Origin of the sequence: Micropruina glycogenica, assembly GCF_900289045.1 — a bacterium.
Classification (GTDB): domain Bacteria; phylum Actinomycetota; class Actinomycetes; order Propionibacteriales; family Propionibacteriaceae; genus Micropruina; species Micropruina glycogenica.
In genome coordinates this window covers 2,179,719-2,202,558 of the sequence record NZ_LT985188.1, presented here as the reverse complement: position 1 = coordinate 2,202,558, position 22,840 = coordinate 2,179,719, and the positions used below count along the sequence as shown (strand labels likewise).

Sequence of the window (22,840 nt, the reverse complement as noted above, 5' to 3'; positions counted from 1 at the left end):
CACCGCAAGCGGTGCGAGAGCGAACGTCGGGCTGGTAACAACCTTGTCGGCCGCAACGCTTAAGGTGGAGAAGCGATGACCGACACCCTGTTTCCCGATCTGTTCAACTTCGAGCAGCAGCCGTCCGGCGCGCCTGCAGGCGAGTCGGCGTCGCCCCGTGCGGAGCAGAGCCAGAAGGCCGATGAGGCGGTGGCCGAGGGACCCGTGCGGCGCAAGCGCATCACCGAGGACGAGTTGCTGGCCGACCTCAACCCGCCGCAGCGCGAGGCGGTGTTGCACGCGGGCTCGCCGGTGCTGGTGGTGGCCGGTGCCGGCTCGGGCAAAACGCGGGTACTGACCAGGCGCATCGCCCATCTGGTGAGCTTTCGGCACGTACACCCCGGCTCGATTCTGGCCATCACGTTCACCAACAAGGCCGCCGCCGAGATGCGGCACCGGGTGGTCGACATGGTGGGCAACCGGGCGAAGCTGATGTGGGTGTCGACGTTTCACAGTGCGTGCGTACGCATGCTGCGGGCCGACATTCACCGCTTCGGCATCAGCCGCACGTTCTCGATCTACGACGACACCGACGCCAAGCGCCTGATGACGCTGGTGCTGCGCGACGCCGAGGTCGACCCCAAGCGTTACCCGGTTCGCCAGGTGATGAACTGGGTGAGCAACTGCAAGAACGAACTGGTCGACCACGAAACGGCCGCCGCAAGGGCCGACACCGACACCGCGAAGATCTACGCCGACGCCTACCGCGTGTACCAGCAGCGGCTGCAGGCGGCCAACGCGCTCGACTTCGACGACCTGATCATGACGACGGTGCACCTGCTGCAGGCGTTTCCCGACCTGCGCGAGCAGTACCGGCGGCGGTTTCGCCACGTGCTGGTCGACGAGTACCAAGACACCAACCACGCCCAGTACGCGCTGGTGCGCGAGCTGTGCGCCGAGTTGCCGGTGCCCGAGGGCATGGCCGCCGTCGAGCCGCCCGAACTGATGGTGGTGGGTGATTCCGACCAGTCGATCTACGCGTTTCGCGGGGCCACCATTCGCAACATTCTGGCGTTCGAGGCCGACTTTCCCGGCGCCACCACCATCGTGCTCGAGCAGAACTACCGCTCGACCCAGACCATTCTGAATGCCGCGAACGCGGTGATCACGCGTAACCCCGGACGCCCCGAGAAGCGCCTGTGGTCAGAGGCCGGCGACGGCGAGCGAATCGTCGGCTGGGTGGCCGACACCGAACATGACGAGGCGCAGTTCGTCGCCGACGAGATCGACCGGCTGACCGACGCCAAGCACGCCAAGCCGGGCGACGTGGCGGTGTTCTACCGCACCAACGCCCAGTCGCGTGCGTTCGAAGAGGTGTTCATCAGGGTCGGCATGCCGTACCGGGTGGTCGGGGGCGTCCGGTTCTACGAAAGGCGTGAGGTGCGCGACGCGATCGCCTACCTTCGCTCGATCGCCAACCCGGCCGACGACGTGTCGGTGCGGCGCATTCTCAACGTGCCCAAGCGCGGCATCGGCGATCGGGCCGAGGGTGCGGTGGCCGACCTGGCCGCTGCCGAGCGCATTCCGTTCGGTGCGGCGGTGGCGCGGGCGTCCGAGATCACCGGGCTGGCCACCCGCTCACTCACCCAGATTCAGGGGTTCGCGGCGCTGCTGGCCGAGCATCGCGCCATGATGGAGCGCGGCGACGCCGCCGACACCATTCTCACCAGCATTCTCGAGAAGTCGGGCTACATCGACGAACTGAAGAACTCCGACGACCCGCAAGACCAGACCCGCCTGGAGAACCTGATCGAGCTGGTGTCGGTGGCGCAAGAGTTCGTCGCCGCCGCGCACGCCATCGACCTGCCGCCCGAGGGTGGCGAACTGGCCGCCGGCGCGCCCGAACCGGACGACTCGTTGCCCGCGTTCTTGGAGCGCATCGCCCTGGTGGCCGACTCGGACCAGATTCCCGACGCCGACGGCGAGAGTGCCGGCGTGGTGACCCTGATGACGCTGCACACCGCCAAGGGTCTGGAGTTTCCGGTGGTGTTTCTGACCGGCTTCGAAGACGGCATCTTTCCGCATCAACGGGCACTCACCGACGCCGACGAACTGCAGGAGGAGCGCCGGCTCGCCTACGTGGGCATCACCCGTGCGCGGCAGCGGCTGTATCTGAGCCGAGCCGTCGTCCGAACGTTGTGGGGCAGCCCGCAGTACAACCCGCCCAGCCGGTTCACCGACGAGATTCCGCAGCACCTGTTCGACTGGCGGCGGTTGGGCACCGCGCAGGTCGGTTTCGCATCGCGCGCCAAGGCGCGCACCGAGCAGGCGTGGCGCAACACCGTCGGGTTCGGGTCGAAGCCCAACCTGCCCAAGCCCGTGCCGTCGGTTCAACCGGGCGACCGGGTGCTGCATTCGGTGTTCGGCATGGGCACGGTGGTGGCCACCAGCGGCGTGGGTGACCTGGCCAAGGCAGATGTCGACTTCGGCAGCACCGGGGTGAAGCGGCTCAGTTTGAAGCACGCTCCGATGGAGAAGCTGTAGCGCTCAGCTCAGTTTGGCGGCGTTCTTGAGGTAGGGGGTCGGGTTGACGGCCTTGCCGTTGACGTACACCGAGAAGTGCAGGTGGCAGGCGGTCGAGATGCCGGTGTTGCCGACGGTGCCGAGCAGTTCGCCCTTGTGCACCTTCTGGCCGACCTTCACCACGATCGTGTTCATGTGCAGGTAGGCGGTCTCGAGGTCGACATCGCCGACCTTGCCCCCGTCGATGCGCACGTTGTGACCCGAGCCACCGTTGTAGCCGCTGGTCGCGACCTTGACCACCGTGCCGTCCTGGGCGGCCCAGATGGGCTGACCGCAGGTACCGCCGATGTCTTGGCCGTTGTGCATGCGGTAGTAGTGCAGGATCGGGTGCAGCCGCATGCCGAAGCCCGAACCGAACTTGCCGGCCGTGGGCATCAGAAAGTTCGACGCGTCGCTCAGCAGCTTCGACTGCTCGGTGATGTTCTCGGCTGCACTACTCAGGGCCTGGGTGCGGGTGGCGAGTGCGTCGCTCTGCCGTCCGGCGGCCAGTTCGGCTGCGGTCTGGGCCAGCGACTGGCTGCGGGCCTGGGCGAGCGCCTGCGGGGCGGCCACGCGCGCCACGTCGCGGCTGACGCCCTGGTCGCGGGCGTCCATGGCTGCCCGGTCGACGGCGTAGGTGGGCTGGGGCACCGGGGCCGCGGACGAGGCCCCGGTGGCGAGTGGCGTCAGGCCCAGGCACAACGCGCCGATGGCGAGGGTCGCGACACCCTGGCGAACGACCCTCGACCGGGTCGCCCCGGTCGTTTGCGGATCAGCCTCTGCTGGGCGCACGCGTGTGTCTCCTCATTACTGCAACGTTGTCGGTCGACCGAGAACCGGCGACCTGGAAAGACCTTAGCATTTCTTAGGGAGATTCTCAGAATCGGGTTCTCGCGCTCTGGAACACCCAGACTGCGGGTCCCGGTGTGCCGTGGGCGGGCTCGTCCGACTATCGTGACCTGAGGCCTGCAGGGCAGGAGATTCGACGTGGACGGACGGAGTGGTCGGTGGATCTATTCGAGTACCAGGCGAGGGACCTGTTCGAGGCCGGGGGCGTGCCGGTGTTGCGCGGCATCGTGGCGCGTACGCCCGAGGAGGTCGAGCAGGCCACGCGTACGCTCGCCACGCCCGTGGTGGTGGTCAAGGCCCAGGTGAAAACCGGGGGTCGGGGCAAGGCCGGCGGCGTGAAACTGGCGCGCAGTGCTGAAGAGGCCCGCGACCGGGCAGCCGACATTCTCGGTCTGGTGATCAACGGCCACACCGTTGAGCAGGTCATGATCACCGAGGGTGCCGACATCGCCGAGGAGTACTACTTCGGCCTGCTGCTCGACCGCGCCAATCGCAGCTACCTGGCCATGTGCTCGGTCGAGGGCGGCATGGACATCGAGACGCTCGCCGAAGAGCACCCCGAGAAGCTGGCCCGCGTCGAGGTCGACCCGATCACCGGCTTGGACGCCGCCAAGGCCGACGAGATCGTGGCCGCCGCCGGCTTCGCCGAAGCCGACCGGGCCGAGGTGGCCCGCGTGCTGGTGCTGCTGGGCGAGGTCTACCGCGACAACGACGCCACTCTCGTCGAGGTCAACCCTTTGGTGAAGACCGGCGACGGAAGGATCCTGGCGCTCGACGGCAAGGTGTCGCTCGATGCGAACGCGGCCTTCCGGCACCCCGACTGGACCGAACTGGCCGACGAGTCGCGCGACGATCCCCTCGAGATCAGGGCCCGCGAGAAGCACCTCAACTACGTCAAGCTCGACGGCAGCGTCGGCATCATCGGCAACGGTGCCGGTCTGGTGATGAGCACCCTCGACGTGGTCGCCGGCGCCGGCAAGGAGTTCCCCGGCAGCCCGACCCCGGCCAACTTTCTCGACATCGGCGGCGGCGCGTCCGCCCAAGTGATGGCCGACGGGCTCGACATCATCCTGTCCGACGAGCAGGTGAAGGTCGTCTTCGTGAACGTGTTCGGCGGCATCACGGCCTGTTCCGAGGTGGCCAAGGGCATCATCGCCGCCCTCGAGATTCTGGGCCCGAAGGCGACCAAGCCGATCGTCGTCCGGCTCGACGGCAACGCGGTCGAGATCGGCCGGCACATTCTCACCGAGGCGGCGCACCCGCTGGTGACGATGGAACTCACCATGGACTCCGCGGCCCGCAAGGCCGCCGAACTGGCCAGCACGAACTGAAGGGACGCGTTTCATGACGATCTGGCTGGACCAGAACAGCAAGGTGCTCGTACAGGGCATGACCGGCTCTGAGGGCCGTAAGCACACCCAACGCATGATCAGCTCGGGCACCCGTGTGGTCGGTGGCGTCACGCCCGGCAAGGGCGGCCAGACGGTCACCTTCGAAGAGGATCCGGTGAAGGTGTACGACTCGGTCGCCGAGGCCAAGGAGGCCACCGGGGCGAACGTGTCGGTGATCTTCGTGCCTGCCGCGTACACCAAGAAGGCCGTGTTCGAGGCCGTCGACGCCGGCATCGAGCTCGTGGTGGTGATCACCGAGGGCGTGCCGGTGAAAGACACCGCCGAGTTCTACACCTACGCCGCGCACAGCGGCACGACCCGGCTGATCGGCCCGAACTGCCCGGGCCTGATCAGCCCCGGGCATTCCAACGTCGGCATCATTCCGGCCAGCATCGCCCCTCGTGGGGGCCGCATCGGGCTGGTCAGCAAGTCGGGCACGTTGACCTACCAGATGATGTTCGAACTGGCCGACATCGGCTTCTCGACCGCCGTCGGCATCGGTGGCGACCCGATCATCGGCACCACCCACATCGACGCCCTCGCGGCGTTCGAAGCCGACCCCGAAACCGACTGCATCGTGATGATCGGCGAGATCGGCGGCGACGCCGAAGAACGGGCCGCGGCCTACATCGCCGAGAACGTGACCAAACCGGTGGTCGGCTACGTGGCCGGGTTCACCGCCCCCGAGGGCAAGACCATGGGTCACGCCGGCGCGATCGTGTCGGGCTCCAAGGGCACCGCGCAGGCGAAGGCCGCGGCGCTCGAGGCGGCCGGCGTCAAGGTCGGACGTACCCCGAGCGAGACCGCGTCCCTGGTGCGCGAGATCATGGAGAGCAAGGGCTGAGCGAGCCTCACTGGTATTGCGTGACCCGCTGGGCGGCGCGGCCGACCAGCGCCTCCCAGGCCTTGTCGGTGAAGTCGAAGTTCGCCGACGGGTTGGCCAGCAGGTAGACCAACCGGGTGCCGACCGCGGTGACGCCGACCCTGAAGGTGACCGTCTTGGTCGCGCTGATGCGTTGCGTGACCGTGTAGCTGGTGCCGGTGAACTTCGCGCCGTCGGCGCCCGTTGCGGTCACGCCGCCGTCGTCCACCGTCGCGGTGCGGGTGCGATCGCCACAGCTCTTGAAGTTGTCGTCGAGGGTCTTTGCCATCGCGGTGGCCGCTGAAGCCTTGCTGAAGGTGTAGATGGCCTGGTCGATGCCGAAGCCGTCGGGGGCCTTGGAGTCGTCGGTCAGCAGGTAGGTGCGGTGGGCCGACTCGGACGTGCCGGGCAGCTTGTTCAGGCTGACGTCCTCGCACTGGCTGCCGACGAGGCTTGGGGCCTTGGCGTCGGTGGCGGTCCACTTGCCCTCACCGGGGGTGAGTTGCGGAACGTCCACCCAGGCCAGCCAGCCCACCGGATCAGTGGCCGGGGGCAGGGTCGCGGCGGCCTTCGGGGTGCTCGGGCAGGTGCCCGTGGCGTTGCCGCACTGCCGGGCCAGCGAGGACGCTGCGGCCCGGCTGAGTGCCCCGACGCCGACCGCCGGAATCTTGGTCACAGCGGCGTCGATCACGCCGACGAAGCGGCCGGTGCGAGAGATCAGCATGGTGTGCCGGGTGCCGTCGCTCAGTTCGGTGGTGAGCACCGTCGCCGAGTCGGCGAGGCCATCGATCTGGTAGGCGCCGAGCAGGTGCGCATCGGCACAGCCGCCGGCCTGGTTGAGCAGGGCTTCGTAGGCGGTGGTGGCCGCCTGCACGTCGGCCATCGCCTGGGCCACCTGCACCAGCACGCCGCCGTCGGCGCTGCCGGTGAACCTGCGGCTCGCCTCGGCATCGGGCGAGACGCCCCCGGCGCTGGCCAGTTCGATGCATGCCGGGGTGGGCGCGGCGCCGTTCGCGGGGGGCGCCTCGGTCCAGGTGTTCTTGAGGCGCAGCCTGGCCAGATCGGCGGAGGTGAGCAACTGGTTCGCGTCGAGCAGCGCAGGGGTGGCGCTCGGGCTCTCGCTCGCCGTGGTCGAGGCCGTCGGTGAGGTAGTGGCTGGGGTGGCGGTGGTGCCCGACCGGCCGACCGTGAGCCACAGCACCACACCGAGCACGACCACGACCGCCACCGCCGCGGCGATCAACGCCATCATGCGGCGGCGCGGATTCTGCGCGGTTTCGCCCTCGGTGGTGGCGGGCTCGCCTTCGGTGGCGTCGACACCGACCGGGGGTGTCGCCGCTTCGTCGAGGTGGGGTGGCGAACTCACGCTGGCCGCCGAACGGCGCGGAGCGCCGGCCACGGCGTCGTCGGCGACCGGCTCGGCCGAGAACCGGCGTCCGGCCTCAGGGGGTTGCAGCGGCTCGGGCAGGGCCGGCGCCGGCGGCGGAATCGGCGTGCTGACCTCCGGCTCGTCCGTCCGGCCGCCGTCGGCGTCGGACGGTTCGGACTCGGTCACCGTCCACGCCCTCGATGGGCTGGGTTCGGCCGACACGTCGTCGTCATCGAGCAGGTCGTCGTCGTTGACGTCATCGTCGTCGAAGGGCCCCAGAGCGCGTCGCGGCCGGCCGGATTCGGTGTCGCTCATGAGGTCCTTCGGGTCGTCTTTGGGGTGATCACGACGAGTTTAGTGCGGCTGGGCGTGTCCGGCCCACCGGCGCCCGGCGGCTGCCCGACGATAGAGCATCATGCCCACTCGAACAGATCGCCGTCGCAATCGCGTTCGGCTGACCGTGGCCGAGGTCAATCGTGACAGCGAGTCGCCGACGACGGTCGAGTTCCCGCTGCTGCCGATGGCCCTGGCCGGTGGCGCGGCCGCGGCCATGGTCGGTTGGCTGCTGGTGATCGGCCTGGTGATGATCGGTTGGTTCACCGCGATGGCCATTCCGGTGCCGCGCATGCTCGGCTTCGCCGGTCAGTTGTGGCTCGCCGGTCACGGCGCCGGCGCCACCATCGGCGATATCACGCTCACCCTCATTCCGCTCGGCTTGAGCGCGCTGTTCGTGCTGCTCACCCGCACCGTGGTCGGGCTCGGCCTGCGTGCCGTGCCGGCTGCGGCGCTGGACGGTCTCGGCGCGGTCAAGGCCTGGGGCCTGGCGACCTGCGGGTACGGGTTCGTCGGCGCGGTGGTCGCGCTCACCTCGGGTGCGGCACCCCGTATCGGCTGGGCGGTGCTCGGCGGCCTGGTGGTCGGCGGCCTCGGCGCCGGTTGGGCGCTCGCACCGCGGGTGCGCTCGCTGGTGACGGTGCCGGCCTGGCTGCAGGGTCTGCCGCGCGCGATCGCTGCCGGGCTGGCCGCGCTCACCGCCGTCGCGGCGGCCGTGCTGCTGATCGGCCTGATCGTGGGCGGCGAGCGGGTGAGCCAGCTCGAGAGCGCGGTGGCCCCCGACGGCGTCGGCGCCGTGCTACTGGTGGTAGCCCAACTGCTCTTTCTGCCCAACCTGCTGGCCTGGACGGCCAGCTGGGTGCTGGGCGCCGGCTTCAGCGTGGGCGTGGGCTCGTTCGTCTCACCGCTGCTCACCTCGGTCGGGCTGCTGCCCGCGGTGCCCGTGTTCGGCGCCGTGCCCCAGCCGGGTGGCGGCTCGGCGTGGGCCTACGTCTGGCTCGCTTCGGGCGTGCTGTCGGGCGTGGTCGCCGGCTGGGCGGCCTCAGCCCGTCCAGCGGTCGGCGGCACGTGGTTGCGGGCCTGCGCGCGGGGTGCGTCGGCGGGGGTCGGCGCAGCGGTGCTCATCGTTGCGGTGGGAGCACTGTCGCGCGGGGACCTCGGTGCCGACCGCCTGGTCGGCATGGGGCCGGTGCTGCTCAACCTGATCTGGCTGGCGCCGCTGCCGCTGGTGGTGGGGGGCACGCTCGGCGCGCTCGGTCACTGGTTCGCGAAGGCTCGCACGCTTCCGCCGGCGCCGCGCGAGACCGGCCCCGACGACACCACGCAGGTGCTCGACGAACCCACCGAAGAGCTCGAGCAGCAGACCGTTCCGCTGCGTGGGCGCGACTGATCGCTAGCCTGCCGGCCGATCCACGTGGTTCGAGGCCGGGGTGGTGAGCCGCCGAGCGCCCTCGACGACGGCTGCCCGGTAGCGCGCATCGTGGCCGTCGCCGGTGATCATGCGCACGACCTGGGGCAGCAGGGCGCCATAGCCCACCAGTGACAACAGCAACAGATGCAGCATGTCTGCATCAAGGGTGTCCGAGATCAACCCCGATTGTTGGCCGGCACGCAGTTCGTCGGTGCGACGTCGGTACATGGCCACCCGCTTGCCTTCGTCTGGAACCTCGTCGGTGAAGGCGAGCGCCTCCCACATCAGCAGCCGGATCAGGTCGGAATGCTCGTTGTTGAAGTCGAAGAGTCGTGCCTCGAACTCGGCCACCTGGTCGACCCCTGTGGCCGGCAACAGAACCGCTCCAGCACCTTCGGCCACCTTCTCGCGCAGCACGGTCGCGAACAGGTCGGTCATGCCGCCGTAGTAGTGGTAGACGCGTTCTTTGTTCACCCCCGCACGGCGCGCGATGCGTTCGATCGTGGTGCCGTGCTGGCCATGCGCCACGAACTCACGTGTGGCTGCGTCGAGAATCTTGCGCTTGGTGCCCTCCACGTCCCAGGCCATGTGCAGAACTCCCATCTCCAACGGTTACGTTGCAAATCTGCCGCAAGCGTACTACGGTGATCTCCAACGGTAACGTTGGAAATCTTTGGAGGACGAGTGACCTCAACAACCACCCCTGCAGAGCGCTCGGGAATGGCGCCCGGCAAGGCCTTTCTTTTCGCCGTGGCCGGAGGCGCAGCGGTCGGCAACCTGTACTGGGCGCAGCCGATTCTTGACACGATCGCCACGGGTTTCGGCATTTCGATCGGCGCTGCGGGTCAGTTGATCACGGTGACCCAGCTCGGCTACGCGATCGGGGTCTTCTTGCTGGTACCGCTGGGTGACATCGTCAACCGACGAGTGGTGATTCCCGCGTTCATGATGGTGGCCGCCACCATGCTTGCTGCGAGCGCCATCGCCCCCACGTTCTCGGTACTGCTGGTCACGCTCGCGCTCGTCGGCGCCAGCACCGTCTCGGGTCAGTTGCTTGCCCCGTTGGCGGCCGACCTGGCCGACGACGACCAGCGCGGACGGGTGCTGGGCACGGTCGCGTCCGGAATGCTGTTGGGCGTGATGATCGCCCGCGCCATCAGCGGAATCGTCACCGACCTGATCGGCTGGCGCGCCCTGTATCTGATCGTCGCAGGGTTGATGCTGGTGCTGTCGTTGGTCATGTACCGCGCGTTGCCAACGCTCGCGCCGCGGGCTCGAGTCAGTTACCGCGCACTGCTGGCATCGGTGCTGGGTACCTATGGGCACAACGCGACGGCCCGCTGGATCGGCCTGATCGGCGCCGCAGCGATGGCCACGTTCACGTTGTTCTGGACCGGACTGACTCTGCTGCTGGCCGCGGCGCCGTTCGGATTCTCGACCACCCAGATCGGGCTCGTCGGTCTCGCCGGCATCTTCGGGGCGCTCGCGGCGCAGCGGGTGGGCCGTCTGGCAGATCGTGGGCTGACGGTGCCCGCGATCGGAGTGGGCTTGGTCGTGGCCCTTGCCGGTTTCGTGGTCGCGGGCCTGGGGGGCTCGTCGTTGCCGGTGCTGCTCGTGGCCATCGCCGTCTACTCGATCGGCATCCAGTCGACCATGGTGCTCACCCAAACCCGCATGCTGGCCGTCGACCCTGCCTCGCGCAGCCGCCTCAACACGGTTTTCGTGGTCGGCAACTTCATCGGTGGCTCAGTGGGCTCGGCACTGGCCGGCGGCTTGTGGGGGGTCGGGGGCTGGCAGGCCATCATTGTGGCGGCGGCCGCCACTCTCGGGGTGGCCCTGGTCGTGTGGGTCGTGCAGCGCCGCGCTCTCGGACACCCGTCGGTGGCCGTGGCTGGGCACCACTAGGCTGCCGTCCATGGCCTTACGCATCGCCGTGCTCGTCTCAGGCACCGGCAGCTTGCTGCAGGCGTTGCTCGATGCTGAGGCCGACCACACGCTCAACGCCACGGTGGTCGTGGTGGGTGCCGACAACGACGCGGCGCAGGGGCTGGGGCGCGCCGAGCAGGCGGGGGTGCCCACCTTCGTGCACCCGTTCGTCAAGGGCGGTGACCGCGCCGCCTGGGACGCCGAATTCACCCGCCAGGTGGCTGCTCACGACGTCGATCTGGTGGTGCTGGCCGGCTTCATGAAACTGGTCGGCCCAGCTTTTCTGGGCCGCTTCGGGGGCCGCACGATCAACACCCACCCGGCCCTGCTGCCCAGCTTTCCGGGCATGCACGGCCCCCGCGACGCCTTGGCGCACGGCGTCAAGATCACCGGCACCACAGTGTTCGAGGTGGACGCCGGCGTCGACACCGGACGCATTCTCGCCCAAGAGGCCGTGCCGGTGCTGCCCGACGACAGCGTCGAGAGCCTGCACGAACGCATCAAGGTGGCCGAGCGCGCCCTGCTCGTCCGCACCGTCAACGAACTGGCCCATCAGGGGGACTCATGACCGACCGCACAGTGATTCGCCGCGCCCTGCTGTCGGTGTACGACAAGACCGGCCTCGTCGAACTCGGCCGGGCGCTGGCCGACGCGGGCGTCGAGCTGGTCTCGACCGGCTCAACGGCTCGAACGCTCACCGATGCGGGCGTGCCTGTGACCCCGGTGGAGCAGGTCACCGGCTTCGCCGAATGCCTGGACGGCCGGGTGAAGACCCTGCACCCCCACATTCACGCCGGCCTGCTCGCCGACCTGCGCCTGCAGTCGCACCGCGACCAGCTCGCCGAACTGGGCATCGAGCCGTTCCAGCTGGTGGTGAGCAACCTGTACCCGTTCACCCAGACCGTGGCCTCGGGCGCCACGCCCGATGAGTGCATCGAGCAGATCGACATCGGCGGGCCGAGCATGGTGCGTGCCGCGGCCAAGAACCACCCCTCGGTGGCGATCGTCACCGCCCCCGACCAGTACCCCTGCGTCGTGGACGCCCTGGCCGCCGGCGGCTTCACCCTCGGCGAGCGGCAGGGCCTGGCCATGGTGGCCTTTCGGCACACCGCCGCCTACGACATGGCGGTGGCGAGTTGGCTGGGGGAGCAGTTTCAGCCCAACGACTTTCCGGCGTGGATCGCCGGCACCTGGCACAAGGTCGGTGGCCTGCGGTACGGCGAGAACAGTCACCAGGCCGCCGCGCTGTACCGCTACCCCAACGGTCCGGCCGGCATCACCGCCGCCGAGCAGTTGCACGGCAAAGAGATGAGCTACAACAACTACACCGACGGTGACGCCGCCTACCGGGCAGCCTACGACTTCACCGACCCGGCGGTGGCCATCATCAAGCACGCCAACCCGTGCGGCATCGCGGTCGGTACCGACATCGCCGAGGCGCACCGAAAGGCGCACGCCTGTGATCCGGTGAGCGCGTTCGGCGGGGTGATCGCCACCAACCGTCCAGTCAGCGTGGCGTTGGCCGAGCAGGTCGCCGAGGTGTTCACCGAGGTGCTGATCGCGCCCGGCTTCGAACCGGGCGCGCTGGAGGTGCTGACCCGCAAGAAGAACATCCGCCTGCTGCAGGCCGAGCCGTACCAGCACCGTGAGCGGCAACTGCAGCCCATTTCGGGCGGGGCGCTGCTGCAACAGCCCGACCGTATCGACGCCCCCGGCGATGACCCCGCCAACTGGACGCTCGCGGCCGGCGAGCCTGCCGATGAGGCCACCCTGGCCGACCTGGCGTTCGCCTGGCGCGCGTGTCGGGCGGTGAAGAGCAACGCGATTCTGCTGGCCTCGGGCGGGGCGTCCGTCGGTGTCGGCATGGGCCAGGTGAACCGGGTCGACTCGTGCCGGCTCGCGGTCGAGCGCGCCGGTGATCGGGCCGCGGGCTCGGTGGCGGCGTCGGACGCCTTCTTCCCCTTCGCCGACGGCCCCGGCATCTTGATCGAGGCCGGGGTCAAGGCCATCGTGCAGCCGGGTGGCTCGATGCGCGACGCCGACACCATCGAGGCGGCGAAGGCCGCCGGGGTGACCATGTACTTCACCGGCACCCGGCACTTCTTCCACTGAGCCCGTGCCTTCCGCCGAGCAGGGCCGGCCTCTGGCACGATCGAGTCCATGACCGCACCCGCGGAGCGTCCGCCGAAGAACTTCGCACAGCAGGTGCTGGGGCAGTGGCCGCTGGCGGCCGTGCTACTGGGCTCGTTCGCCGGCTTGATCGTGGCCGCGTCCAGTCATTGGCGCGCCGGCACCACGCTGATCGGGCTGTCGATCACCATGGGCGGGCTGTTTCGGCTGTTGCCGAACCGTCGCGTCGGTCTGCTGACGGTGCGCAACAAACTGGTCGACACCATCGTGTTGCTGACGCTCGGCATCGGCATCACGGTGCTGGCCTGGTTGGTGCCGGCGCTGCGCAACTGACGGGGTCAGGCTTTGTTGCGGCCTACTTGTGGTCGCGCCAATGGAACTGGTCGGTGTCGTCCGAGCCGTTGTCGACGCGTGCCGCCTCGGCGGTGCGCAGGTCGATTCGGCGGATCTTGCCCGAAATGGTCTTCGGTAGCTCGTTGGTGAACTCGATGATGCGCACCAACTGAAAGCCCGACAGGTTCGCTTTGGCGTGGGCGAAGATCGAACGAGCCACGTCGGTGCCGGCCTCGAAACCGGACGTGAGCAGCACGTACGCCTTCGGCACCGCGGCGCGCACCGGGTGCGGGCTGGGAACCACCGCGGCCTCGGCCACCGCCGGGTGTTCGAGCAGTACCGATTCGAGTTCGAACGGGCTGATCTTGTAGTCGGACGCCTTGAACACGTCGTCGGCGCGTCCGACGTAGGTGAGGTAGCCGTCGGCGTCTCGGCCGGCGATGTCGCCCGAATGGTAGAAGCCGTCGCGCATGGCCTCTGCGGTGTAGTCGGGGTCGTGCCAGTAGCCGCCCATCAGGGCGAGTGGACGCTTCGCCAGGTCGAGGCAGATCTCACCCTCGTCGGGGTTGGGCTCGCCCGTCGCCGGGTCGAGCAGCACCACGGTGTAGCCGGGCATCGGACGGCCCATCGAACCGTCCTTGACAAGCTGACCAGGGGAGTTGCCGATCCAGCAGGTGGTTTCGGTTTGGCCGAAGCCGTCACGAATGGTCGAACCCCAGGCCGCACGCACCTGGCTGATCACCTCGGGGTTGAGCGGCTCACCGGCCCCCACGAGTTCGCGGGGCGGCCTGCTCAACTGATTCAGATCCGCCTGAATCAGCATGCGCCACACCGTCGGCGGCGCGCAGAACGTGGTGACCTGGTGGGTGTCCATCACCCGCATCAGCGCGGCCGCGTCGAAGCGGGCGTAGTTGAAGATGAACACCGTGGCCTGGGCCAGGAACGGCGAGAAGAAGTTGCTCCACGCGTGCTTGCCCCACCCCGGCGAACTGATGTTCAGGTGTACGTCGCCTTCGCGCACGCCCAGCCACCACATCGTCGACAGGTGGCCGACGGGGTAGCTCACCTGGGTGTGCTGCACCAGTTTGGGCCGGGCGGTGGTGCCCGAGGTGAAGTAGAGCAGGCAGGTGTCGTCGGCGGGGGTGGGGCCGTCGGGTTGGTAGTCGGCGGCGGCATCGGCCGATGCCGCGAAGTCGACCCAGCCGTCCGTCGGGTCGCCGACGCCGATGCGGGTGACGTCGGCGGGCAGCCCGGTGAACCGGTCGGCCAGCGCGGTGGGCGCGATGGTGAACCGGGCCTCGGCGCGGTCGACCCGAAACGTCAGGTCGACATCGGTGAGCAGGGTCGAGGTGGGAATCGCGACGGCGCCGACCTTGAGCAGGCCGAGCAGAATCTGCCACAACTCGATGGAGTTGTTGAGCATCACGATCATCGCGTCGCCTCGTCGGACGCCCAGCCCGGTCAGCCAGTTCGCCACCTGATCGGAGCGTGCGGCCAGTTCACCGTAGGTGGTGGTGGCGGCGTTGAGGTCGGCGTCGACGATGGTGACGGCGGCTCGGGCGGGGTGCTGGCCCGCCACCACGTCGAACCACTCCAGGGCGAAGTTGAACTGGTCGAGTTGCGGCCACTGAAACCCCTCGACGGCGCCGTCGTAGTCGGTGGCGTGGTCGAACAGAAAATCGCGCGCCGCTCGGACGGCCTCGGTGCCGGCGGTCGCGGGGCGTCCTTGGTAGTCGTTCGGCATCGGCGTCACTCCCTGGAGACGGTGGTTGATGAGCCTAGCCCCGTGGCGGCAGAGGTTGACCCACTGTGGGCACCGCTAACGGTGACCACAGTGGACGATGCGGCGTGACGCGTTCAGATCAACCCGAGCTCGGTGACTGCGGCGGCCTCGTCCTGCAGTTCGGCGACCGAGGCGTCGATGCGGGCGCGGCTGAAGTCGTTGACGTCGAGGTCCTGCACGATGGTCCAGGTGCCGCCCGAGGTGATCACCGGGAATGAGCTGATGATGCCCTCGGGCACCCCGTACGAGCCGTCGGACGGCACCGCGGCCGAGATCCAGTCGCCGGCCGGCGAGCCCAGCACCCAGTCGCGCATGTGCTCGATGGTGGCGTTGGCGGCCGACGCGGCGGAACTCGACCCGCGGGCAGCGATGATCGCGGCACCGCGCTTGGCGACGGTGGGAATGAAGTCGTTCTCGATCCACGCCTGGTCGTCGATCAGTGCCGCGGCGTTCTGGCCGTTGACTTCGGCGTTGAACACGTCGGGGTACTGGGTGGCCGAATGGTTGCCCCAGATCGTCATCTGCTTGACGGCAGTGACCGGCACCCCGGCCTTGGCGGCGAGCTGGCTGATGGCCCGGTTGTGGTCGAGCCGCGTGAGCGCGTTGAACCGCTCGGTGGGAATGTCGGGAGCGTTCTTCATGGCGATCAGGGCGTTGGTGTTGGCCGGGTTGCCGGTGACCAGCACCTTGATGTCATCGGCCGCGACGGCGTTGAGCGCCTTGCCCTGGGCGGTGAAGATGGCGCCGTTGGCGCTGAGCAGGTCGCCGCGCTCCATGCCGGCGGTGCGGGGACGGGCCCCGACCAGCATGGCCAGGTTGACCCCGTCGAAGACCTTGTTGGGGTCGTCGCCGATCTCGACCTTGGCCAACGTGGGGAAGGCGCAGTCGTCGAGTTCCATCACCACGCCCTCGAGCGCCTTGAGCGCCGGGGTGATCTCGAGCAGCCGCAGTTCGACCGGCTGGTCGGGGCCGAGTAGGGCTCCGCTGGCGAGGCGGAACAGCAGGCTGTAGCAGATCTGGCCGGCGGCACCGGTGACGGCGACCTTGACTGGTGTGCTCACGAGTTTCTCTCCTTGCGCGAAAGGTGACTGCTTCACGCTATCAGCGCAGCGCCGCCGATTAGGCTCGGTTCGTGCGTCTGCTGTTGGCCCGCCATGCCCGAACCGCCTCGAACGTCGCAGCCTTGCTCGACACCGCGCCACCGGGCCCCGAACTGGACGCGTACGGGCACGCCCAGGCGTTGCGGCTGGCCGCGCGGCTGGCCGGTGCTCGGCTGGGCGGGGTGTACTCGTCCGATCTGGTGCGGGCCGTGCAGACCGCTGCGCCGGTGGCAGCGGCGGGTGGGCTGCGACCCGTCACGCTGCCCGGGTTGCGTGAGATCGGTGGCGGGCACGACGAGATGTCGGCCGATCTGCAGCGCTATCTGGCGGTGCTGCGGTCGTGGGGGCAGGGTGATGCGGCGGCCCGCATACCGGGCGGCGAGAGCGGTGACGAGTTCGTGGCCCGATTCGGCGACGCGGTGCGGCTGGTGGCGAACGCCGGGCACGAAACCGCCTTGATCGTGAGCCACGGTGCGGCGATTCGCACGTGGGCCGGCCACGTGATGCCGCAGGTGCACGTCGAGTTGGGTGCCAGCGGGCTGCCGAACACCACGGTGATCGTGGCCGACGGCGATCCCGACGCCGGTTGGCGCCTGCTGGGCATCGACTACCCCGAACACGATCCCGACGACGGGTTTCACCGATTGTCACGGGTCGGCGGGGCCTGATCGAGGTCGGCCCACACCTCGACGAGGTCGGCGATCAGACCGTTCTTCGCGGTGAGAAACTCGGCCACCTCGAAATGCCGCAACCGGCCGGCGACCAGCCCGGTGACGTGGGCACGGGCGGCAGCCCGGTCGCCACTGACCACGCGGTCCACCAGTTCGTAGCCCTGAAAGCCCGGGTACTCGGCGTTGAACCGCACCCACTCGTCACGGGTGAACCGTTCGCCGGTGTGCACCAGTAGGCAGGTGAAGTCGGGGTGCAACAGGATGGGCAGTTGCGCCCAGCGGTGCCCGTTGAGCACATCGCCCAATCGAGTCAGCAGGTCATCGGCATTCATGCAACGACACCATGCCCGGCGGCGCCGACAGTCTCGTGATCACCACGCCTTGCGGGGCCGGCCTCTAGCTCTTGTCAGAGCGGGCCGCTAGGTTGCACAACGGGGTTGTCGAAGGGAGCCGTCGTGCATCGTCGCAAGAGTCTCGTGTTGGCCGTCGTGGTCGCCCTGATCGTGAGTTGGTTCACCGCTGGGGTGCCGGCCAGCGCCGCCGAACGAACGGCAACGCTGGTGGGCAGCCTGCAGAAGGTGCTCGGCTGCTCCGACGACTGGCAGCCGGTGTGCACCGAGACCGACCTGGTGCAGAAGGGCACCACCTACAGCCGCACCTTCACCGTTCCGGCGGGGCAGTGGGAGTTCAAGGTGGCGATCAACCACTCCTGGGACGAGAGCTACGGGGCTCAGGGCGGGTCGTCCAACATTCCGCTGGCCCTCACCACGGCCACCAAGCTGCTGTTCAGCTACGACGACACCAGCCACCTGGTCACGGTGAAGCCCGTCGACCTCCCCCGCTCGACTTCGGCGGCCGACCGAAAGCTGGCCGTAGGGTCGCTGCGCGAGTCGCTGACCAAGGAGCGGTTCTACTTTCTGATGGCCGACCGGTTCGCCAACGGCGACACGTCCAACGACAACGGGGGCCTCACCGGCGGACGCCTGACCACCGGTTTCGACCCCACCGACTCGGGCTTCTACCACGGCGGCGACCTCAAGGGCGTCACGCAGAAACTCGACTACATCAAGGGCCTGGGCACCACCGCGATCTGGCTGACGCCTTCGTTCAAGAACAACCCGGTGCAGGGCGCGGGCAACGACGTCAGCGCCGGCTACCACGGCTACTGGATCACCGATTTCACCCAGATCGACCCACGCCTGGGCACGAACCAAGACATGAAGAACCTCATCGCCAAGGCGCACGCCAAGGGCATGAAGGTGTTCTTCGACATCATCACCAACCACACCGCCGACATCATCGACTACACCAAGCCGGGCGACTACAGCTACATCAACAAAGAAACCTCGCCCTACAAGACCGCCGGCGGCCAAGACTTCGATGACCGTGACTACGCCGGCACCGACGACTTTCCGAAGCTCGACGCCGGCACCTCGTTCCCGTACGTGCCCACGTTCCGCAGCGAAGCCGACAAGACCGTCAAGGTGCCGGCCTGGCTGAACGACCCGACGCTCTACCACAACCGTGGCAACTCGACCTTCGCGGGCGAGTCGTCCACCTACGGCGACTTCGTGGGGCTGGACGACCTGTTCACCGAGAACCACGAAGTGGTCACGGGCATGGAGAACATTTACAAGACCTGGGCCGACTTCGGCATCGACGGGTTTCGCATCGACACCGTCAAGCACGTCAACACCGAGTTCTGGCAGCAGTTCATTCCCTCGGTGCTGAACCATGCCAAGGCGCGTAACGACGACTTCTTCATGTTCGGCGAGGTGTACGACAGTTCGCCCACGTTCACCAGCCAGTACACGACCACGGCCAAGCTGCAGGCCACGCTCGACTTCGGGTTCCAGAACGCGGCGCTGGGCTTCGCGCAGGGCAAGGCCACCACGGGCCTTCGCGACATGTACGCCGGCGACGACTGGTACACCGACGGCGACAGCAACGCCTACCAGTTGCCCACCTTCTTGGGTAACCACGACATGGGCCGGCTGGCGATGATGCTGCGCACGTCCGGGGTGAGCAAAGAAGACACTCTCACGCGGCTGAAGCTGGCCAACTCGCTGCTGTATCTCACCCGCGGCCAGCCCGTGGTCTACTACGGCGACGAGCAGGGCTTCGAGGGCTCCGGCGGCGACAAGGCGGCCCGGCAAGACATGTTCGCCTCGAAGGTCGCTTCGTACAACAGTGAGGAAGTCATCGGCGGGGCGTCGGGCTCGAAAGACCGCTACAACACCAACGCGCCGCTGTATCGACAGATCGCCGACCTGGCCAAGCTGCGGGCCAAGCACCCGGCGCTGGCCGACGGCGCCCAGATCGAGCGGTACGCCAGCTCTGATGCGGGCATCTTCGCAGTGAGCCGCATCGACAAGGCGGCCAACCGCGAGTACCTGGTGGTCACCAACAACGCCACCACCGCCAAGACCGCCACGTTCGCCACCTACACCCCGGGCGGTCGGTTCACCCCGCTGCTCGGCGGCGGTGGTGATGAGCGCGCCGACCGGTTCGGACGGGTCACGGTGCGGGTGCCGGCGCTCAGCACCAGGGTGTTCCGGGCCGGTTCGCGCATGCCGGCAGCCTCGGCCGCCCCGGTGATCGTGCCGTTGACGCCCACCATGGGGGGCACGGTCGGCGGTCGGGCCGAGTTGTCGGTCGCGTTGGCCAACACGGGCTCGTTCGCCGAGGTGAGCTTCTACTACCGTCCGGCGGGCACGCAGGCCTGGAAGTTGATCGGCACCGACGACAACCCGCGCTACCGCGTCTACCAAGACGTCAGCGGCATGCCCAAGGGGTCGCTGCTGGAGTACCGGGTCGTGGCCAAAGACCTGCAGGGGCGTTACTCGGCCACCTCGACGTACGGCTTCGTCGGCGACGCCGGCGGCACCACCGGGCCCAGCACTATCAGCTACGACCCGCCCGAGAAGCAGCCCGACTCGGTGTCGGTGCCCGGTTCGCACAACGCGTCGATGGGCTGCACCGGCGGCCCCAACGGCGACGGCAACTGGTTCCCGGCCTGCCCGCAGGCCCAGCTGACCCTCGACGCCGACGACCAGATCTGGAAGTTGAGCGTTCCCGTGGCGGCCGGCGACTACGAGTACAAGGCCGCGATCAACGGCACGTGGGACGAGAACTACGGCGCCGGCGGCGCCCGTAACGGCTCGAACATCAACTACCAGCCTCCGGGTGGCACGGTCGACTTCTACTACGACCACGCCACCCACTGGGTGACGAGCAACGCCCAGGGCCCGATCCTGACCGCGGCGGGCAGCTTCCAAAGCGAGCTCGGTTGCCCCGGGGACTGGCAGCCCGACTGCATGCGGCCCTGGCTGCAAGACCTGGACGGCGACGGCACCTACACCTTCGCGTCGGTGAAGATTCCGGCCGGCACCTACGAGTTCAAGGTGACTCACGGCTTGTCGTGGGATGAGTCCTACCCGGCCGACAACGTCACCGTGAACGTGCCCGCCGACGGCATGCTGGTCACGATCAACTACGCCCTGGCGACGCATGCGGTGACCGTGTCGGTGACCCAGGCCGCGGCCACCCCCGACCTCACCGTGGCAAAGGCGGTGCTGGTGCGCGACAACGTGATCGCCTACCCCGGTGACGCGTTGCCGTTCGGCGTCGACCCGAGGGGGCTCAACTGGCGGCTGCATTGGTCGGCCAAGGGTGGGCTGGGGCTCGATGCCGAGGCGGTCACCGGTGGCCAGGTTGCCACCCTGACCCGTGACTGGAAGGGGCTGCCGGCCAGTGTGCTGTTGAGCAACCCCGAGCTGGCGGGGTACGTTGCGCTCAGAATCGACTCGCAGACGGCATCGCGCATTCGCTCGATCATGAACGGGCAGGTCGCGGTGGCGATGTACGACGACCAGGGACGACTGCTCGACGCCACCGGACTGAAGCGGTTGTAGGGCAGAGGGGATCGCGCCGTTCGGCTAGGGTGCCGGGCATGACGGCGTACCACGCGGAGGCGTCCGAACTCGACGGCAAAGAGATTCTGACGTGGGCGGGCTTCGGCGACGCGAGCCGTGAGCTGGCTGCACACGCTGCCGCCAGCTTGTTTCGGCCCGACGTGATCGTGGCGGTCGCTCGGGGCGGCCTGGTGGTGGCGGGGGCGCTCGCGTATGCGCTGGGGGTGAAGCTCGCCGACGCCATGAACGTGGAGTTCTACACCGACGTGGCCACGACGCTGCCCGACCCCGTGCTGCTGGCCCCGCTGCTCGACATCGAGAGCATTGCGGGGCGCCGGGTGCTGGTGGCCGACGACGTGGCCGACTCGGGCCGAACGATGCAACTGGTGATCGAAATACTGGTGGCCAATGGTGCCGAAGTGCGCACCGCGGTGCTGTACACCAAGCCGACCTCGGTGTTTCGGGTCGACTTCGCCTGGAAGCAGACCGACGCCTGGATCGTGTTCCCCTGGTCGGCGCTGCCTCCGGTGACGGCCGGCTGATCACTCAAGCCGCGTCGGCGTAGGCTCGCGCCATGACGTGGAGCGAACTCACCACGGTCGAACAACTCGAGGGTCTGGTCGGTCGGCCGGCGTATCGGGCTGCCAACAAGGTCAGGGCTGCACTGCTGCCGATCGATCGGGAGTGGCTGGCGGCTTCGCCGTTCTGCGTGCTCGCCACCGCCGACGACCAGGGACACTGTGACGCCTCGCCCAAAGGCGACCCGCCCGGCCAACTGGTGCACATCGTCGACGACACCACGATCGCGATCGCCGAACGTCCGGGTAACCGCCGGGTGGACGGCTATCACAACGTGCTTATCAACCCGCGCGTCGGGCTGAACTTCTTCGTGCCCGGACGAGGCGACACGCTGCGCATCAACGGACGGGCGCGACTGGTCAGCGATGCCGACTTCTTCGAAGCTCTGGTGGTCAAGGGCCATCACCCGATCCTCGCCCTGGTGGTCGAGATCGAAGAGGTGTTCTACCACTGCGCGAAGGCGTTCATGCGCTCGCAACTGTGGCAGCACGAGACGTGGCAGCCGGACGTGCTGCCCAGCGTGGCCGCCATCAGCAAGGCAACGATTCCCGACAGCCCCGAAACGTTGGAGCAACTGGAGGCGTACTACGGGCAGTCTTATGAGCAGGGCATCTACTCCGAAACCAGGTAGGGCGCCCAGCGACTCCCTTGGCCGGTCATGCCGGCGAACGTAACCCGTCATTCCGGCGTACGCCGGAATCTCGTGGCGTAGGGCCGGCGGGGTGACGCGAGATGCCGGCGTTCGCGCTGACGACGACGTGCCGTACCTGCGGGCTCAGCGGAAGATCACCGTGCGCTGCCCGTCGAGCATGATGCGGTGCTCGGCGAACAGCTTCACTGCGTCGGTCAGCGTGCGTGACTCCTGTTCCTGCCCGATCTCGACCAGTTCGGGCACGTCCACCGAGTGGTCGACGCGACGGACGTTCTGCTCGATGATCGGGCCCTCGTCGAGATCGCCGGTGACGAAGTGCGCCGTCGCGCCGATCAGCTTCACGCCACGTGCGTGCGCCTGCCGGTAGGGGTTGGCGCCCTTGAAACCGGGCAAGAACGAGTGATGAATGTTGATCGCGCGCCCGGCCAGCTTCTCGCACAGCTCGGGGGAGAGGATCTGCATGTAGCGGGCCAGCACCACCAGTTCGATGTCGTGCTGTTCGACCGTCTGCAGCACCCGAGCCTCGAACGCGGCCTTGGTGTCGGGCAGCACCGCATGGTCTTCGAACGCCACCCCGTAGAAGTTCGCCAGGTCACGCAGGTCGGGGTGGTTCGACAGAATCAGGGGCACCTCGATCTGCAGCGAGCCGGAGCGCTGTCGAAACAGCAGATCGTTGAGGCAGTGGCCCATCTTCGACGCCAGAATCAGCGTGCGCCGGGGGCGTCCGACGAAATCGAGGGTCCAGTCGGCGCCGATGGACTCGGCGATCGGGGTGACCGCCCGCTCGAACACCGATCGGTCGAAGCCCGACTGCACCTGCACCCGCATGAAGAACCGGTTCGATTCCGCCGAGCTGAACTGCTGCAACTCGGTGATGTTGCCGTAGGCCTGGGCGATCGCTCCGGTGACGGCATGGACGATGCCGGGCCGGTCGTCGCACGACAGGGTCAGCAGCCAGTGGGTGGAGTCGATCACCGCGCAAGGGTACCGGTCGTT

Annotated in this window: 19 protein-coding genes; 12 read left to right on the top strand and 7 right to left on the bottom strand. The window is 68.3% G+C overall.

The features are described 5' to 3' along the window. Positions 1 to 75 precede the first annotated feature (75 nt). Entirely contained in the window at positions 76 to 2,523 is a 2,448-nt protein-coding gene (pcrA, locus tag MPLG2_RS10420) for a DNA helicase PcrA (RefSeq protein WP_105186066.1), read from the top strand. A gap of 3 nt (positions 2,524 to 2,526) precedes the next feature. Here pcrA and MPLG2_RS10415 read toward each other — a convergent pair whose 3' ends face one another. After that, the gene (locus MPLG2_RS10415) at positions 2,527 to 3,333 is read right to left on the bottom strand and encodes a M23 family metallopeptidase (protein WP_105186065.1); all 807 of its coding nucleotides are present in this window, start codon (positions 3,331 to 3,333) and stop codon (positions 2,527 to 2,529) included. 215 nt (positions 3,334 to 3,548) lie between these two features. Here MPLG2_RS10415 and sucC point away from each other — a divergent pair, with 215 nt between their 5' ends. Both sucC and sucD read left to right on the top strand, forming a co-directional pair. After that, complete coding sequence (gene sucC / locus MPLG2_RS10410) at positions 3,549 to 4,721, top strand: ADP-forming succinate--CoA ligase subunit beta (RefSeq protein WP_105186064.1); 1,173 nt, start codon at positions 3,549 to 3,551, stop codon at positions 4,719 to 4,721. Positions 4,722 to 4,734: 13 nt separating this feature from the next. After that, positions 4,735 to 5,625, top strand: coding sequence for a succinate--CoA ligase subunit alpha (sucD, locus tag MPLG2_RS10405; RefSeq protein ID WP_105186063.1), 891 nt, complete (start codon positions 4,735 to 4,737; stop codon positions 5,623 to 5,625). A 7-nt stretch (positions 5,626 to 5,632) separates the two neighbouring features. Here sucD and MPLG2_RS10400 read toward each other — a convergent pair whose 3' ends face one another. After that, positions 5,633 to 7,327, bottom strand: coding sequence for a hypothetical protein (locus tag MPLG2_RS10400; protein ID WP_105186062.1), 1,695 nt, complete (start codon positions 7,325 to 7,327; stop codon positions 5,633 to 5,635). A gap of 100 nt (positions 7,328 to 7,427) precedes the next feature. Between MPLG2_RS10400 and MPLG2_RS10395 the strand changes: the two genes are divergently transcribed. Continuing rightward, the gene (locus MPLG2_RS10395; protein WP_158681046.1) at positions 7,428 to 8,735 is read left to right on the top strand and encodes a cell division protein PerM; all 1,308 of its coding nucleotides are present in this window, start codon (positions 7,428 to 7,430) and stop codon (positions 8,733 to 8,735) included. Between the two features lie 3 nt (positions 8,736 to 8,738). Here MPLG2_RS10395 and MPLG2_RS10390 read toward each other — a convergent pair whose 3' ends face one another. Further along, positions 8,739 to 9,359 carry a TetR/AcrR family transcriptional regulator gene (locus tag MPLG2_RS10390; protein WP_231935625.1) on the bottom strand — a complete coding sequence of 207 codons (621 nt, stop codon included), beginning with the start codon at positions 9,357 to 9,359 and terminating at the stop codon, positions 8,739 to 8,741. 81 nt (positions 9,360 to 9,440) lie between these two features. Here MPLG2_RS10390 and MPLG2_RS10385 point away from each other — a divergent pair, with 81 nt between their 5' ends. The 4 genes from MPLG2_RS10385 to MPLG2_RS10370 are packed head-to-tail and all read left to right on the top strand — an operon-like array spanning position 9,441 to position 13,145. Beyond that, positions 9,441 to 10,661, top strand: coding sequence for an MFS transporter (locus MPLG2_RS10385; RefSeq protein WP_197709908.1), 1,221 nt, complete (start codon positions 9,441 to 9,443; stop codon positions 10,659 to 10,661). 10 nt (positions 10,662 to 10,671) lie between these two features. Continuing rightward, positions 10,672 to 11,250, top strand: coding sequence for a phosphoribosylglycinamide formyltransferase (purN, locus tag MPLG2_RS10380; protein WP_105186058.1), 579 nt, complete (start codon positions 10,672 to 10,674; stop codon positions 11,248 to 11,250). Then, a complete protein-coding gene (gene purH / locus MPLG2_RS10375; protein WP_105186057.1) occupies positions 11,247 to 12,794 on the top strand; it encodes a bifunctional phosphoribosylaminoimidazolecarboxamide formyltransferase/IMP cyclohydrolase in 1,548 nt (515 codons plus the stop codon). Before purN ends, purH begins: the two co-directional genes overlap by 4 nt. Before the next feature lie 48 nt (positions 12,795 to 12,842). After that, positions 12,843 to 13,145, top strand: a complete 303-nt coding sequence (locus tag MPLG2_RS10370) for a DUF3017 domain-containing protein (RefSeq protein WP_105186056.1) — start codon at positions 12,843 to 12,845, stop codon at positions 13,143 to 13,145. A 22-nt stretch (positions 13,146 to 13,167) separates the two neighbouring features. Here MPLG2_RS10370 and MPLG2_RS10365 read toward each other — a convergent pair whose 3' ends face one another. Together MPLG2_RS10365 and MPLG2_RS10360 are read right to left on the bottom strand one after the other, a co-directional pair. Further along, positions 13,168 to 14,889 (bottom strand): AMP-binding protein, encoded by a 1,722-nt coding sequence (locus MPLG2_RS10365; RefSeq protein ID WP_105186055.1) that lies wholly within the window; start codon positions 14,887 to 14,889, stop codon positions 13,168 to 13,170. A gap of 113 nt (positions 14,890 to 15,002) precedes the next feature. Further along, a complete protein-coding gene (locus MPLG2_RS10360; protein WP_105186054.1) occupies positions 15,003 to 16,025 on the bottom strand; it encodes a malate dehydrogenase in 1,023 nt (340 codons plus the stop codon). Positions 16,026 to 16,060: 35 nt separating this feature from the next. Here MPLG2_RS10360 and MPLG2_RS10355 point away from each other — a divergent pair, with 35 nt between their 5' ends. Continuing rightward, the gene (locus tag MPLG2_RS10355; RefSeq protein WP_105186053.1) at positions 16,061 to 16,696 is read left to right on the top strand and encodes a histidine phosphatase family protein; all 636 of its coding nucleotides are present in this window, start codon (positions 16,061 to 16,063) and stop codon (positions 16,694 to 16,696) included. Here the strand turns inward: MPLG2_RS10355 and MPLG2_RS10350 are convergent. Beyond that, positions 16,666 to 17,031, bottom strand: coding sequence for a nuclear transport factor 2 family protein (locus MPLG2_RS10350; protein WP_105186052.1), 366 nt, complete (start codon positions 17,029 to 17,031; stop codon positions 16,666 to 16,668). The genes MPLG2_RS10355 and MPLG2_RS10350 overlap by 31 nt on opposite strands. 123 nt (positions 17,032 to 17,154) lie before the next feature. Here MPLG2_RS10350 and MPLG2_RS10345 point away from each other — a divergent pair, with 123 nt between their 5' ends. From MPLG2_RS10345 to MPLG2_RS10335, 3 genes are read left to right on the top strand one after another with little or no spacing between them, the layout of a single operon-like run. Further along, positions 17,155 to 20,613, top strand: a complete 3,459-nt coding sequence (locus MPLG2_RS10345) for a pullulanase X25 domain-containing protein (RefSeq protein ID WP_105186051.1) — start codon at positions 17,155 to 17,157, stop codon at positions 20,611 to 20,613. A 38-nt stretch (positions 20,614 to 20,651) separates the two neighbouring features. Further along, complete coding sequence (locus tag MPLG2_RS10340; protein WP_105186050.1) at positions 20,652 to 21,155, top strand: phosphoribosyltransferase; 504 nt, start codon at positions 20,652 to 20,654, stop codon at positions 21,153 to 21,155. 32 nt (positions 21,156 to 21,187) lie between these two features. Then, the gene (locus MPLG2_RS10335; RefSeq protein ID WP_105186049.1) at positions 21,188 to 21,823 is read left to right on the top strand and encodes a pyridoxamine 5'-phosphate oxidase family protein; all 636 of its coding nucleotides are present in this window, start codon (positions 21,188 to 21,190) and stop codon (positions 21,821 to 21,823) included. A gap of 144 nt (positions 21,824 to 21,967) precedes the next feature. On the opposite strand, the gene purU is transcribed toward MPLG2_RS10335, so the two are convergent. Then, entirely contained in the window at positions 21,968 to 22,819 is an 852-nt protein-coding gene (gene purU, locus MPLG2_RS10330) for a formyltetrahydrofolate deformylase (RefSeq protein WP_105187610.1), read from the bottom strand. Positions 22,820 to 22,840 lie beyond the last annotated feature (21 nt).